We start from the raw sequence: 14,712 nt of genomic DNA, 5'->3' as shown, positions 1-14,712 counted from the left end.
GGTTATTTTTTCTGTGCATCTTTCACCACAATTTGTCCACCCGGGATCATCGTGACACCTGAAATATTCGTGCCGGTGGCGTACAAATCATTCTGGTAATACAACAGCACCTGCGGTGCCTGCTGGTTAATTTCTTTCTGGGCGTCAACGTAAATCGCGTTGCGGGTGTTTTCATCCAGCGTTGAGGCGGCTTTGTCTAACATGTCGTCCAGTTTCGGGTCACTGAAGAAGCCCAGATTTGCGCCGCCGGGTGCGAAGCTTTTGCTGTAATACAGCGGACGGAGTTGCAGATCTGCGCCGTTGGCGCCGGAAGACCAGGAAGCCAGCACCGCACCGGTGTTATCGGCTTTTTTACCGGCCTGATCGGCAAACGCGGCTTTAGTCCACACGCCGCTTTCCATGATCCGCACGTCAAGTTTCACGCCGATTTTCGCCCACATGCTTTGCAGCACCTGACCGATACGGGCATCCTGGCCCTGTACGGCAATCGACATCGTGAAACCGTCAGCCACACCGGCTTCTTTGAGCAGGGCTTTGGCTTTTGCCAGATCCAGCGGATACGGGTTCAGTGTTTTGTCATAACCGGCGGTCACCGGTGCCAGCGGGGAATTCGCCGGTTGTGCGAAACCGGACATGATGGCGCGCACCAGTCCGTCGCGGTCGGTGGCATAGTTCAGTGCCTGACGGACGCGGACGTCACTCAGGGGTTTAAGGTCGGTATTCAGCGCAACCCAGAACACGGCGGCACCCGGGCTTTCATGCAAACTGAATTTAGGATTATTTTTCAGTACGCGGGCAAATTGTGGCGGCACAGGGTTGATGACGTCGGTTTCACCCGCCTGCAACGCCATGTTCATGACCGAAGGCTCAGCGCTCCAGGTCCATTTAATGTCGTCCGGCCCGGCGGCTTTATCACCCCAGTAACCCGGATATTTTTCTTCCAGCACGAATTCGCCGGTTTTGTACTGCACCATTTTGTACGGTCCGGTGCCGACCGCTTTGCTGTCCAGCGTACCGGTTTTATCCGCTGCAGGGCTGACCATCAGACAGGCGCCGGTAGTCAGTAAATTCAGGAAGGCGGGATAGGGTTTTTTCAGTTTGAAGACAACGGTGGAATCGTCGGTTTTGGTGACGCTGTCAAGGAAAGTACGCAGACGTCCGCTGGCGGCCAGCCCGCGTTTGGTATCGAGATGGCGGGCAAAGTTGGCGACAACGGCGTCAGCGTTAAACGGTGTACCGTCGTGGAAAGTGACGCCACTGCGCAGTTTGAAGGTCCACACCAGCCCGCTTTCATCGCTGCTCCACGAGGTCGCCAGCGCCGCTTCCGGTTTGAGTTGCGGCGACATACGCAGCAGACCTTCATACATTGGATCCAGTACCGTGCCGGTAAAGGTCGCGGTCTGGTTGCCCGGATCCATACTGCGCGGCGCTTCGTTTTGCATCACGTTCAGCGTGGCGGCAAACACCGGCAGCGAAAACGCGGCGAGAAGGGCGCTGCTCAGCAGCGTTAACGGTAAGGGACGCCGGATATAACGGGTAATCTTCATGTTCTGCCCTCTGCGTGAAAAATCGGATTAAGTGGCTCTGGCTCAGTCTGCCGGTTGAGTAAAACGCCGGTTTTAATGACAGTTTGTTTTAACAAAGAGATTTAACAAATAGTTCATATGAAATACTTATATCGGAACATTTAGTTTAATTTGTGAACTAATTGGCATTGATATATCCATTTCTACCGTTTAATGTCAATGCAGATGAGCGAAAACTGAGAGCGCCAAAACGAATATGCTAACAACTTTGCAACGTCAGATTTTGGGCGCAGTGAATGCCGCAGGCGGTTTAAGCCGTACCGAACTGGCGCAGTCCTCAGGAATGAGTAAAGCGGCTATCGGCGGCGTGGTACGCGAGATGATCGAGGCCGGTTTTCTGCATGAGGCAGAAACGGTGCCGGGCAGCGGACAGGGGAGACCGTCGGTACGTCTGGTCGTGCATCCTGACGGCGCGTGGTTTGCCGGTGTTTCTTTGCTGCAAAATCCGGCGCAAATGGCCCTGATCAATCTGCATGGCGAAATACTTTCGCGGGTGTCTTTTGCTGCTGATGCGGATCCGCAACAACTGGCAGCCAATATCGCCAGCGCCTTACCGGCGTTACTCGAGCCTCATCCCGAGGCGGCAAAAAAGCTGGTCGGGCTGGGCGTGACGCTATCGGGTCTTATTGATGAGCATCAGTCGACCTGCGTGCAGTCGGCGTTGCTGGGCTGGCGGGATGTGCCGCTGGCCAGGCTGATTTCGCAGGCGACAGGCATGGACGTGGCTATTGAAAATGACGCCAAAGCGCTGGCGGTAAGCGAGAAAAGTTTTGGTCAGGCGCGGGATCTGAGCAGCTTTACGCTGGTCAGCCACGGGGCGGGGATTGGCAGCGCGCATTTCATCGCCGGGCAATTGCATCGTGGTTTACACGGCGGTGCAGGGGAGATCGCGCACTGCACGCTGGAGCTGAACGGTTCACCATGCCGCTGCGGCAAGCGCGGTTGTCTCGACACGCTGGCCTCCCTCAATGCTATTGCGGAAATGGCCAAAGCTGAAGGGCTGGATGCTTCCACGATCGGCGGGCTGGAACAACTGGCGATGCAGGGCCAGACGGCGGCAATCCGTATTTTGCACCGTGCCGGTTCTGCGCTGGGCCTGGCGATATCGCATCTGATTCAAATCAATGACCCGGACCTGATCCTGATTGCCCATCAGGATGCCGATTTTTCCGGGCTGTTCGGCACGGTTGTACATCAGTCTGTTGAAGCCAATGTGTTGCCGGGCAACGCCGGTAAAACACCGGTTCGTACTTTTACCCTAAACGACGACACCTGGGCGCGCGCGGCGGCGAGTATAGCCGCACATCGCTTTCTGGTTGGTCTGAAGCCTGTCTGAGGAATGAGCAACATGCGTATAGCGGTCAGCGGTATCCATATTGAATGCAGCACTTACAATCCGGTGCTTAACGAGGAAAAGGATTTCACCGTCGTGCGTGATGCGCAGTTACTGGCATCACCGCGCTTTCGTTTTTTGCAGGACTATCCTGCGACGTTTTTACCGACCATTCACGCCCGTGCTATTGCCGGTGGTCCGGTAGCGCGTGCGACGTACGATAAATTCAAAGCGGAAATGCTGGCGGGTCTGGAGGCGCGAAAACCGTTCGACGGTTTGTATCTGGCGATGCACGGCGCGATGTATGTTGAAGGGCTGGAGGATGCCGAAGGTGACTGGATTGCCGCGGCGCGTAAAGCCGTCGGGCCGGATTGCCCGATCAGCGTCAGTTATGATCTGCATGGCAACGTGTCACAACGCATTATTGACGCCATTGATATGTTTTCGACTTACCGCACTGCGCCGCATATTGATGTGGAGGAAACCATGCGCCGTTCTGTCGCCATGCTGGTAAAGCATCTGCAAACCGGCGTAAAACCGACGCTGCTGTGGGTGCCGGTACCGGTGGTGTTACCCGGCGAGCGCACCAGTACGGAAGATGAACCGGCGAAAAGTTTGTACGCCCGTTTGCCGGAAATGGATGAAGTTGACGGCGTATGGGACAGCTCACTGATGGTGGGTTATGTGTGGGCGGATGAGCCGCGTGCGACGGCGGCGGTGATCATGACCGGCACCGACCGTACTGGGCTGGAGCAGCAGGCCACTCAACTGGCACAGGCTTACTGGGACGCACGGGAAGATTTTGTGTTCGGCTGCGAAACCGACACCGTTGAGGCCTGTGTGAAAAAAGCGATTGCCAGTGAAACGCGGCCGGTGGTGCTGGCGGATTCCGGCGATAATCCGACAGGTGGCGGTGTCGGTGACCGCGCGGATGTGTTGCAGGAACTGATCAAACAGTATGCGCAGAATACCATTGTGGCCGGGATTGCTGATGCACCGGCAACCGATGCGGCATTCAATGCCGGTGTCGGGTCAATACTGACGCTGACACTTGGCGCGTCGCTCGATCATTCCAGCCCGCAGGTGAAAGGTGAATTTGAAGTCGTCTTTCTGCTTGACGCACTGGCACCGGCTGACCGTCAGGCCGTGCTGCGCATTGGCGGAATTGATGTGGTGGTGTCGGCGCGCCGCCGCCCGTATCACAACATCAGCGACTTTACCGTGCTGGAACTGGATCCGCATACCGCGGACATTGTTGTCGTGAAATCCGGCTATCTGTCACCGGAACTGGCACCGATTGCCAGCCCGAACCTGATGGCGCTGTCGAATGGCGTGGTCGATCAGTTTGTCGAACGCCTGCCACGCCATCGCAAACCGCGTAAAACTTTCCCGTTTGACCGTGACTTCAGCTACGTGCCGCAGGTGCAGCTTTCCTCCAGGAGCAAATGAAATGACCCCGACCACCGGACAACCGGAAAACCGTCAGCCCGTGCTGAGCGTGAAACATCTCACTACCTCGTTTCGCGGCGAAGACGACTGGCTGCCGGTGGTACGCGATTTGTCGTTTGATGTCTATCCCGGCGAAACGCTGGCGATCGTCGGCGAATCCGGTTCGGGAAAAAGCGTGACGTCGTTGTCGGTGATGCGCTTGCTGAAAGCACAAAGCAGCCGGATTGAGGGTGACGTCTGGCTGAATCAGCGCAGTTTGCTGGCGCTTTCGGATAAGCAGATGCGTGATATTCGCGGCAATGACATGGCGATGATTTTCCAGGAGCCAATGACGTCGCTCAATCCTACATTCAGTATCGGCAGGCAAATCGCCGAAAGTCTCAAACGGCACCGGGGCATGTCATCTTCCGAAGCGCGGGCAGAAACTCTGCGGTTGCTGGAAAAAGTCCGTATTCCCAATGCAACCAAAAGGTTTGATGAATATCCCCATCAGTTTTCCGGCGGCATGCGCCAGCGCGTGATGATCGCCATGGCGCTGGCGCTGAAACCGAAATTACTGATTGCCGACGAACCCACGACCGCGCTGGATGTGACCATTCAGGGACAGATTCTGGACCTGATTAAAACGTTGCAGGAAGAAGAAGGGATGGCGGTGTTGTTTATCACGCACGATATGGGCGTGGTGGCGGAAATCGCTGACCGCACGCTGGTGATGTATCGTGGTGAAGCGGTGGAAAGCGGGGTGACGGAGGATATTTTCCATCGCCCGCAACATCCTTATACCCGTGCTTTGCTGGCCGCCGTGCCGAAACTCGGGTCGATGCAGGGGCGTGACTGGCCGTTGCGTTTTCCGCAAATCAATCTGCAAACCGGTGAGGCAAGCGTGCCGGGGGAAGTGGCAGGAACGGTCGCTTCGGGGCTGACGCCATTGCTCTCGGTGAAAAATCTCAGCGCACGTTTCCCGGTGTATGGCGGCATCTTCAACCGTCAGGTCGGTGCGGTACATGCGGTAGAAAACATCAGCTTTGATTTATTCCAGGGTGAAACGCTGTCGCTGGTGGGGGAATCCGGTTGCGGAAAATCCACTACCGGCCGCGCGGTAACACGGCTGCTGAAACCACACAGCGGCGCGATTGATTTCGACGGTTTTGATGTGATGAATCTGGGCAAGCGCGATATTTTACAGATGCGGCAGCGGATTCAGATGATATTCCAGGATCCGTTTGCCAGCCTGAATCCGCGTATGCGTATTGGTGACGCGCTGATTGAACCGATGCTGCAACATAAACTGCATAACCGCAGCGATGCAAAAGAGAAAGCCGCGTCGTTACTGCAAAAAGTCGGACTGTCGCCGGACATGCTGCGCCGCTTTCCGCACGAGTTTTCCGGTGGTCAGCGCCAGCGGATTTGTATTGCACGCGCGCTGACGCTCGATCCGAAAGTGATTGTCGCGGATGAATCAGTCTCCGCGCTGGATGTGTCGGTGAAAGCGCAGGTGGTGAATTTGCTGCTCGATTTGCAGGAAAGCATGAATCTGTCGTACCTGTTTATTTCGCATGATATGGCGGTGGTCGAGCGGGTGAGTCATCGCGTGGCGGTGATGTATCTCGGTGAGATTGTGGAGATTGGCCCGCGTGCGGCGATATTCGATAATCCCCAGCATGCCTATACGCGAAAACTGATGGCGTCAGTGCCGGTGCCGGATCCGTCGCGCAGAATGCTTAAGCGGCAAATGCAGGTCGATGAGCTGAAAAGCCCGGTGCGCGATAACGGCTATATTCCGCCGCAAAGGCAATATCAGGAAGTCTCAGCAGGGCATTTTGTTCAGGTTTGATAGTTAACTGTAAAGGGACTTTGTACAGAAGAGACTGAGTGGACAACTCGGGAAGATGGTGGTGGGGGAAGGATTACTCGGCCACTGGCCTCGCCCTGCGGGTCGTTGCTGCGCAACGCTGTCTCGCTTCGCTCGGCCCGAACCTTCGTGTCGAAGATTCTTCATCCTTCCCGATTTGAGTTTTTATTTAGTTTGGGATTTTTCGGAAGGTGCGGTTGCACATAGAAGATGGTGGTGGGGGAAGGATTCGAACCTTCGAAGTCGATGACGGCAGATTTACAGTCTGCTCCCTTTGGCCGCTCGGGAACCCCACCACAACTTTTGTGGCATTTACTACATACTTCTTGGCCAAAACCATCATGTGCTACATGGATGATTTTTGTCGCTGCAGCGGTTAGCTGCGAACGGGGCGCATAATACCAAATGATTCGAAGGTGTAAAGCGCTGAAAGCGATAATAAAGTTCGTTTGCGGATTTTTTGCGCTTAACGGTGCTTCTCTGAGCGAAAAGCACCGTCAGAAGGCGGATTACAGAATGACAGTGCGGTTGCCGTAAACAAAGACACGCTGCGCCAGCACGCGATATAAGGCACGGCTGAGCACGTTTTTCTCAACGTCCCGACCGGCGCGCATCATATCTTCCGCCGTATAAGTATGATCGACGTTAATCACGTCCTGCATGATGATCGGACCTTCATCCAGGTTGTCATTCACGTAGTGCGCGGTAGCACCAATCAGTTTCACGCCGCGCTCATACGCCTGATGATACGGGCGGGCGCCAATAAATGCCGGCAGGAATGAGTGGTGAATGTTGATCACCTGATGCGGATAATGCTGCACAAAGCCCGGCGTCAGCACGCGCATGTATTTAGCCAGCACCACATAATCAGGCTGATACTGGTCGATTTGCGCAATCATTGCGCTGTCGTGCTGTTCGCGGGTCAGGCCGTCATGACTGACCAGATGGAACGGAATATCAAAACGCTCGACCAGCGTTTGCAGAGTGTCGTGATTACCGATCACCGCAGCGATTTCGACATCTAAACCGCCGTAAGCCGCTTTCATCAGCAGATCGCCCAGACAATGGGCTTCTTTGGTGACCAGGATAACAATGCGGCGGCGTCCGGTGCTGTTGAGTTCGCGCACGGAACCCGCAGGCAGCGCGCTGTCAAGATCGGCCAGCAGCGTGGTGTCGTTGAAAATCCCTTCCAGCTCGGTACGCATAAAGAAGCGTCCGGTGCGGTGATCGACGAATTCGTTGTTTTGCACGATATTAAGTTCGTGCTTGTAGCAAATATTGGTAATTTTGGCGATCAGACCTTTTGCGTCAGGGCAAATGGTGCGTAATACCTTGGTTTGTACGTTCTGTTGCGGCATGAGGTTGTGGATCCTGTCCAAGACTTAAAATAGTACGGTTGAATTATTTACCGCAGCACTTCTTATATTTTTTACCCGATCCGCACGGGCAGGCGTCATTGCGTCCTGTCTGCGGTTTAATTCCGTCGATATAGTACCAGCGTTCGTTCAAACGAAGAAATCGTGAACGCTCATGGATCAGATGAATATGTTCGTCGCCGGTTTCGGTAAATCGTGCAGCAAACTCAACGAAACCTTCATCAGCATTGCGTCCCTCTGACTGAGCGATCACCTGTAAACCTTGCCAGTGCGTACTGGTAAAGCCTTCCTGTAAACTTTCACGCCAGCGCCCGGGTTGACAATCCGGATGCCAGGTGGCGATCAGATAACTCGCATTTTTCAGGACGTAAGCAGTGTAGCGTGATCGCATCAGCGCAGACGGTGTCGGCGCCACTTTACACTCAGCGATGTATGGCTGGCAGCATTCTTCGTAAGGAAGATGGCTGCAACATGGGCAAAGTTCTGACACGGAAACTCCTGATTCGCAGGGCTTACACATTCAATAGCGCAGGTTGCGCTATTGAATGCACCAAAGCGATATGTTACCTAACAACCTCGCCGGGTGACAACGCGCTTCCCCGCTGATTCTAATGCTATGCGCAATATAAGGTCATCAGATGAGCAGAAAAGTCACCATTGGTCTTGCCCTTGGCTCGGGAGCCGCGAAAGGGTGGGCACACATTGGCGTGATTAATGCCCTGAAGGAAATGGATATCGACGTTGATGTCGTCGCTGGTTGTTCAGTTGGCGCACTGGTCGGCGCGGCCTACGCCAGTAACAGATTGCCTGCAATAGAAAGCTGGGTTCGCTCGTTCAGTTACTGGGATGTGCTGCGACTGATGGACTTTTCGTGGAAGCGCGGAGGATTGCTGCGTGGAGAGCGTGTGTTCAATGCCGTGGGGCAGTTGATCCGCATTGATGAGTTTGAAAAGTGCTCGAAGAAGTTTGGCGCAGTCGCCACCAATCTGAGTACCGGTCGCGAATTGTGGCTGACAAAAGGGGACTTGCATGAGGCTATCCGCGCCTCGTGCAGTATGCCCGGCCTGCTGGCACCGGTCTGGCACAACGGTTACTGGCTGGTTGATGGGGCGGTGGTGAATCCGGTGCCCATTTCGCTGACTCGCGCACTTGGCGCTGATATCGTTATCGCCGTTGATCTCCAGCACGACGCGCATCTGATGCAGCAGGATTTGCTGACGGTACAACCGACCGGCGAAGCACTGGATACTGAGAAAGAAGTGAGCTGGCGTGACAGAATACGTCAGCGTTTAACCCGTCCAAATGCCAGAAAACCCAACGTCAGCCCCTCGGCGATGGAAATTATGTCAACGTCCATTCAGGTGCTGGAAAACCGCCTCAAACGTAATCGCATGGCAGGCGACCCGCCGGATGTGTTGATCCAGCCTTATTGCCCGCAAATTTCGACGCTGGACTTCCATCGGGCAGAAGAAGCGATCGAGGCAGGCCGTCTTGCCGTTGAAAAACAGAGAGAGCAATTGCTACCCCTGATTAAAAATAGACAGTTCTGAATGGCTTAAAATGTGTTTGGCCTAATCTGACAATTCTGCCAAGCAAAAACAGGCTTTATGAGCCACTATTAGAATAAGAAATTCTGGGGGACCCTGATGGACAAGCCACTTACAAGCAAGCATATTCTCATCGTTGAAGACGAAGCCGTCTTCCGATCCATACTTGCTGGCTATGTAAGTTCCCTCGGTGCGACATTTACGGAAGCCGAAAATGGCCTTGAGGCTTTGTCTCTGGTCGAAGATTACCCGCCTGACCTGATTCTCTGCGATTTGGCGATGCCTGAGATGGGCGGGATGGAGTTCGTCGAAAACCTGCGATTACAGGGAAATAAAATCCCTGTTCTGGTGATTTCCGCCACGGATAAAATGACCGACGTTGCATCAATGCTGCGACTCGGCGTGGAAGACGTTCTTCTCAAACCGATCAGCGATCTCAACCGGTTACGCGAAGCGCTGCTTTCGTCTTTATACCCGAAGCTTTTTTCATCACAGGCGATGGAGGAAAGTTCGCTGGTTCAGGACTGGGAGGCGCTGTGCCGTAATCCTAATGAAGCACAGCGTTTGTTGCAGGAATTACAGCCACCGGTTCAGCAGAGGCTGGCGCATTGCCGCATCAACTACCGGCAACTGACATCAGCGGAAAGTCCGGGACTGGTGCTGGATATCGCCGCGCTTTCCTCCAAAGATCTCGGTTTCTATTGTCTGGACGTGACCCGTGCCAACGAAAATGGCGTACTGGCGGCGTTATTGTTGCGGGCTATTTTTAACAGCTTATTACGTGAGCACTTAAGTAATCAGCATCAGCGGTTGCCACAAATGTCGACGCTGCTTAAACAGGTCAACCATTTATTCAAGCAGGCAAATCTCGAAGGACAATTCCCGTTGCTGCTTGGTTATTATCATGCCGAGTATAAGAATCTCATTCTGGTTTCTGCGGGATTACATGCCAACGTGAATACCGGCACCAATATGATTCAGCTCAGCAATGGTGTGCCGCTCGGCACCACTGGCGCAACATACTCCAATCAAATCAGTCAGAAATGTGATGCCTGGCAATGTCAGGTCTGGGGTTCGGGTGGTCGTCTGAGATTAATGCTGTCTGTTGATTGAGCAAATTTATTACTATTGATAATAATTTATTAATAATCCTGAGCATTTTTCCCACACGTTTTTTTGTCTTCCCACTTTATTTCAATCTTCTAAGATGTATCTCAATGCAAAATATGCCTTTGCAGGCGCACTTGCGGCTGAAACTGGTATAATCCGTTCCGGTAAATTTGGCTGTCTATTTTACATTGTTTAAAATAACAAATAGGAATTCGCTGATGAAAGTAACAGTTTTTGGTATCGGTTACGTCGGACTTGTTCAGGCGGCGGTTCTTGCTGAAGTTGGGCATGAAGTTTTGTGTATCGATGTAGATGCAAAGAAAGTAGAAAACCTGAAAAACGGGCAGATCCCAATTTTTGAACCGGGCCTGACACCGCTGGTTCAGAGCAACTATGAAGCAGGGCGCTTGCTTTTCAGCACCAATGCGGCTGACGGTGTAGCGCATGCAACGGTACAATTTATCGCGGTGGGTACGCCACCGGATGAAGACGGTTCCGCTGATCTGAAATATGTGACTGCCGTGGCGCGTACGATTGCTGAGTACATGACCGAACCTAAAGTGGTCATCGATAAATCCACCGTTCCGGTCGGTACTGCGGACAAGGTCCGTGCAGTAATGACCGAGAAACTCAAAGAACGTGGTGCAGATATCAACTTTGATGTGGTATCAAACCCTGAATTCCTCAAAGAAGGTGCAGCAGTCGCAGACTGTATGCGACCTGAACGTATTGTCATCGGTACTGATAACCCGGATGCTATTGATCCGATCCGTGAACTTTACGAACCTTTCAATCGTAATCACGATCGTATGATCCTGATGGATATCCGCAGTGCAGAGCTGACCAAATATGCCGCTAACTGTATGCTGGCGACCAAAATCAGTTTCATGAATGAAATGTCTAATCTGGCAGAAATGCTCGGTGCGGATATCGAGAAAGTCCGCCAGGGCATCGGTTCTGATTCACGCATTGGCTACCACTTTATCTACCCTGGCTGCGGCTACGGCGGTTCGTGTTTCCCTAAAGACGTCCAGGCGTTGATCCGTACTGCTGAGCATATTGGCTATCAGCCTAAATTGTTGCAGGCGGTAGAACAGGTCAATTACCAGCAAAAATATAAATTGCCTGCTTTCATTCAGCGCCATTTTGGCGATGACCTGAAAGGGAAAACCTTTGCACTGTGGGGGCTGTCATTTAAGCCTAATACCGATGATATGCGTGAAGCATCGAGTCGCGTATTAATGGAACAACTCTGGGCTGCAGGCGCGAAAATCAAAGCCTATGATCCTGAAGCGATGAATGAAACGCAGCGGATCTATGGTCACCGTGATGATCTGGAATTGATGGGCACCAAAGAAGCGGCATTGCACAATGCTGATGCGTTGATTATTTGTACGGAGTGGCAGAATTTCCGTGCCCCTGATTTTGATGTGATCAAAAAAGCATTAAAAGAGCCGGTTATCTTTGATGGTCGTAATTTATTCGATCCTGAACGTTTGGAGAAACGCGGATTTACTTACTACGGCATAGGTCGTGGCGCATCAATCAATCCGGTTCTGTAAGGAGTTTTCATGAAATATCTGGTCACTGGCGCAGCGGGCTTTATTGGGTTCTATGTGTCACAACGTTTGTTGGCTGCGGGTCATTCCGTTATCGGCATTGATAATCTGAATGACTACTATGACGTCAATCTGAAACTTGCCCGCCTTGCTCAGCTGGAAAATAAAGTCGGCTTTGAATTTATTAAGCTGGATTTAGCTGATCGTGAGGGTATGGCCGCATTGTTTGCGGAACAGCGTTTTGAACGGGTTATCCATTTAGCCGCGCAGGCGGGTGTCCGATATTCAATCGAAAATCCTCTGGCTTATGCGGATGCCAACCTCATAGGATTTGTTAATGTTCTGGAAGGTTGTCGTCATAATAAAGTCGGACATTTGCTTTATGCCTCTTCCAGTTCAGTTTATGGACTGAACAAAAAACAGCCTTTTTCAACGGATGATTCTGTGGATCATCCTGTTTCGCTGTATGCCGCAACGAAAAAGGCTAATGAATTAATGGCTCACACTTATTCACATCTTTATAAGATCCCTACGACCGGATTACGTTTCTTCACCGTATATGGCCCGTGGGGACGCCCGGACATGGCATTGTTTAAGTTCACCAAAGCAATACTTGCCGGGCAGAATATCGATGTTTATAACCATGGCGAAATGCGTCGTGATTTTACTTATATCGATGATATCGCCGAAGCCATTGTTCGTTTACAGGATGTTATTCCACAATCTGATCCGGACTGGACTGTAGAAGGTGGCTCTCCTGCCAGCAGTTCTGCACCTTATAGTGTTTATAATATTGGCAACAGCAACCCCGTGAAACTGATGACGTATATCAGTGCGCTGGAGAAGGCGTTGGGAATGGTTGCGGGTAAGAATATGCTGCCAATGCAGCCAGGCGATGTACACGAGACCAGCGCAGACACATCACCGCTGGCTAAGGCGATTGACTTCAAGCCTGAGACACCTGTAGAGCAAGGCGTACAGCGCTTTGTGGACTGGTATCGCGACTTTTATCAGGTTTGATTTTGTATTTCTTGCTAAAGGCTGCTGACGCAGCCTTTTTTTATGGAATCAGTTAAATCTTATAGATGTTTATTGAACAGGTTGTATCAATCTGTTTTATCAGTTTTGTATTTGCGGTACGCCTGTTACAGCGTAATAAAAACAAAAAGCCCATCAGAGTGATGGGCTTTTTAGCATTAACAGTAACGTTAATCAGGGCAATTACAGCAGGAAATCGTCCAGTGATTTACCTTGCTCTTCGATTGCTTTCTTGATTACAGCTGGAGTACGACCCTGGCCAGTCCAGGTTTTGTTTTCGCCGTTCTCATCAACGTATTTGTATTTAGCCGGGCGTGCTGCACGTTTTGCTTTACCGGTCGCTTTAGTCGCAGCCATTGTCTGCAGCAATTCATTAGGATCAATACCGTCCGCAATCAGCATTTCGCGGTATTGTTGCAGTTTACGGGTGCGCTCTTCAATCTCAGCAGCTGCCTGAGAATCTTCTTCGCGACGCTCGTTCACAACAACTTCTAATTTTTCCAGCATCTCTTCCAGAGTTTCCAGAGTGCATTCTCTTGCTTGCGCACGCAGAGTACGGATGTTGTTCAGAATCTTTAATGCTTCGCTCATTATACTAGTCTCAAATTATATTGGTGGGGGGCGTTTGGCTAATAATAGAATGCTCTTCTGTATTCTGCAATAGCGAATTTGTTTGCTTGACCTTAATTTACGCATTTAAAGCAAATAATGTTTATCCGCAGAGAAATATAGCCAGGCCGCTTAGCGCTATTAATCTGGGGATGATAACCCTATTTTCAATCCTCTGTTGAGGATTGTTGATGCTTTGTGTAAGTGTTTTTTTAAGTCAGCGAGAGTTCACAAAATTAAAGGATCCGTGAAGTCATGTAATGTAAGGATATGGAAAGGCTTGAGAGATGAAGCACAAGATCAGAAAAATGATTCTTTGCCGGTAGCATTTCAATTGTCTTTTTTAATGTATAGACAAACTCTTACTCTGCAATGCAGACATATAAACTGCGCTTTCATTGCGGGTATTCTGCCGTGTCAGCAGGCCATAATTATCTCATGTCGTATAATTTTTATTGTAAGCCTCTGTGATTTCTTTACCGGGAATGAATGCCCGCCCGTGCCAGATATCAGTGCCACTCTCCGGTTGTTATAGTCTGCCAGGCATGTGATACAATACATGCCGAAAATTTATGCCATCCATTACTTTATGGGATCACTTCTTTATGGCTCAGCTTTATTTCTATTACTCGGCGATGAATGCCGGTAAGTCCACCTCGTTGCTGCAATCTTCATATAATTATCAAGAACGTGGTATGCGCACGCTGGTGTTAACAGCAGAACTCGATAACCGGTATGGTCAGGGTAAAGTCAGTTCGCGAATCGGCTTGTCGTCTCCTGCAGAGCTTTACAACACAGAGACAGAACTCTTCAATCTGGTGGCTCAGGAGAACCGCACACAGCGTTTGAGTTGCGTTCTGATTGATGAGTGCCAGTTTCTCACCAAAGCTCAGGTATCGCAGCTGACGGACGTTGTGGACGATCTGGATGTGCCTGTACTTTGCTATGGTCTGAGAACGGATTTTCGCGGAGAGCTTTTTGAGGGCAGTGAATATCTGCTGGCCTGGGCGGATAAACTGGTTGAGCTTAAAACCATCTGCCATTGTGGTCGCAAAGCCAACCGCAACCTGAGACTGGATGAGAACGGTAACGCCTTACATGATGGCGCACAGGTCGTTATTGGCGGTGATGAAAGTTATGTTTCGGTCTGCCGTAAGCATTACAAAGAAGCGATGGCTGCGTTTGATGGCAGGGATGAAAGTAAGACTCTCTAAGTCATGAGCGCTGACTAAGTTCGATGAGCCAGAGTTGAA

General features: G+C 51.5%; 12 protein-coding genes, 1 tRNA gene and 1 other RNA gene. 8 read left to right on the top strand and 6 right to left on the bottom strand.

Annotated elements, in window-relative coordinates; translation table 11 throughout:
• Positions 1 to 2 precede the first annotated feature (2 nt).
• The gene (locus GW591_RS08150; protein WP_013575960.1) at positions 3 to 1,547 is read right to left on the bottom strand and encodes an ABC transporter substrate-binding protein; all 1,545 of its coding nucleotides are present in this window, start codon (positions 1,545 to 1,547) and stop codon (positions 3 to 5) included.
• Between the two features lie 235 nt (positions 1,548 to 1,782).
• Here GW591_RS08150 and GW591_RS08145 point away from each other — a divergent pair, with 235 nt between their 5' ends.
• The 3 genes from GW591_RS08145 to GW591_RS08135 are packed head-to-tail and all read left to right on the top strand — an operon-like array spanning position 1,783 to position 6,202.
• Complete coding sequence (locus GW591_RS08145; protein ID WP_013575959.1) at positions 1,783 to 2,922, top strand: ROK family transcriptional regulator; 1,140 nt, start codon at positions 1,783 to 1,785, stop codon at positions 2,920 to 2,922.
• 12 nt (positions 2,923 to 2,934) lie between these two features.
• Positions 2,935 to 4,368 (top strand): M81 family metallopeptidase, encoded by a 1,434-nt coding sequence (locus GW591_RS08140; RefSeq protein WP_121019211.1) that lies wholly within the window; start codon positions 2,935 to 2,937, stop codon positions 4,366 to 4,368.
• 1 nt (position 4,369) lies between these two features.
• Positions 4,370 to 6,202, top strand: a complete 1,833-nt coding sequence (locus GW591_RS08135) for an ABC transporter ATP-binding protein (RefSeq protein WP_015690072.1) — start codon at positions 4,370 to 4,372, stop codon at positions 6,200 to 6,202.
• A 56-nt stretch (positions 6,203 to 6,258) separates the two neighbouring features.
• Here GW591_RS08135 and GW591_RS08130 read toward each other — a convergent pair.
• The 4 genes from GW591_RS08130 to GW591_RS08115 form a co-directional block, all read right to left on the bottom strand.
• A non-coding RNA gene (locus GW591_RS08130) (RtT sRNA) lies at positions 6,259 to 6,388 on the bottom strand.
• Positions 6,389 to 6,431: 43 nt separating this feature from the next.
• Positions 6,432 to 6,516: transfer RNA gene (locus tag GW591_RS08125), tRNA-Tyr, on the bottom strand.
• A 213-nt stretch (positions 6,517 to 6,729) separates the two neighbouring features.
• Positions 6,730 to 7,578, bottom strand: a complete 849-nt coding sequence (gene purU, locus GW591_RS08120; protein ID WP_013575956.1) for a formyltetrahydrofolate deformylase — start codon at positions 7,576 to 7,578, stop codon at positions 6,730 to 6,732.
• 43 nt (positions 7,579 to 7,621) lie between these two features.
• Positions 7,622 to 8,086: a YchJ family protein gene (locus tag GW591_RS08115; RefSeq protein WP_119261744.1), complete on the bottom strand. Its 465-nt coding sequence runs from the start codon at positions 8,084 to 8,086 to the stop codon at positions 7,622 to 7,624.
• A 148-nt stretch (positions 8,087 to 8,234) separates the two neighbouring features.
• Here GW591_RS08115 and rssA point away from each other — a divergent pair, with 148 nt between their 5' ends.
• From rssA to GW591_RS08095, 4 genes are all read left to right on the top strand, one after another.
• Positions 8,235 to 9,146 (top strand): patatin-like phospholipase RssA, encoded by a 912-nt coding sequence (gene rssA, locus GW591_RS08110; protein ID WP_013575954.1) that lies wholly within the window; start codon positions 8,235 to 8,237, stop codon positions 9,144 to 9,146.
• A 96-nt stretch (positions 9,147 to 9,242) separates the two neighbouring features.
• Entirely contained in the window at positions 9,243 to 10,256 is a 1,014-nt protein-coding gene (gene rssB / locus GW591_RS08105) for a two-component system response regulator RssB (protein WP_134707140.1), read from the top strand.
• A 215-nt stretch (positions 10,257 to 10,471) separates the two neighbouring features.
• Positions 10,472 to 11,815: a UDP-glucose dehydrogenase family protein gene (locus GW591_RS08100; RefSeq protein ID WP_013575952.1), complete on the top strand. Its 1,344-nt coding sequence runs from the start codon at positions 10,472 to 10,474 to the stop codon at positions 11,813 to 11,815.
• Positions 11,816 to 11,824: 9 nt separating this feature from the next.
• On the top strand, positions 11,825 to 12,832 hold the full coding sequence (locus GW591_RS08095; protein ID WP_013575951.1) for an NAD-dependent epimerase: 1,008 nt from the start codon (positions 11,825 to 11,827) through the stop codon (positions 12,830 to 12,832).
• A 201-nt stretch (positions 12,833 to 13,033) separates the two neighbouring features.
• Here the strand turns inward: GW591_RS08095 and hns are convergent, their stop codons facing one another.
• Positions 13,034 to 13,441 (bottom strand): histone-like nucleoid-structuring protein H-NS, encoded by a 408-nt coding sequence (gene hns / locus GW591_RS08090; RefSeq protein ID WP_013575950.1) that lies wholly within the window; start codon positions 13,439 to 13,441, stop codon positions 13,034 to 13,036.
• A 623-nt stretch (positions 13,442 to 14,064) separates the two neighbouring features.
• On the opposite strand from hns, the gene GW591_RS08085 reads away from it, so the two are divergent.
• Positions 14,065 to 14,673 (top strand): thymidine kinase, encoded by a 609-nt coding sequence (locus tag GW591_RS08085; protein WP_013575949.1) that lies wholly within the window; start codon positions 14,065 to 14,067, stop codon positions 14,671 to 14,673.
• The last annotated feature ends 39 nt before the right edge of the window (positions 14,674 to 14,712 follow it).

The sequence above is a fragment of the Rahnella aceris genome (genome assembly GCF_011684115.1).
GTDB lineage: Bacteria > Pseudomonadota > Gammaproteobacteria > Enterobacterales > Enterobacteriaceae > Rahnella > Rahnella aceris.
Note: the sequence above shows the minus strand (reverse complement) of the source record. Positions and strands in the feature narration are given on the sequence as shown.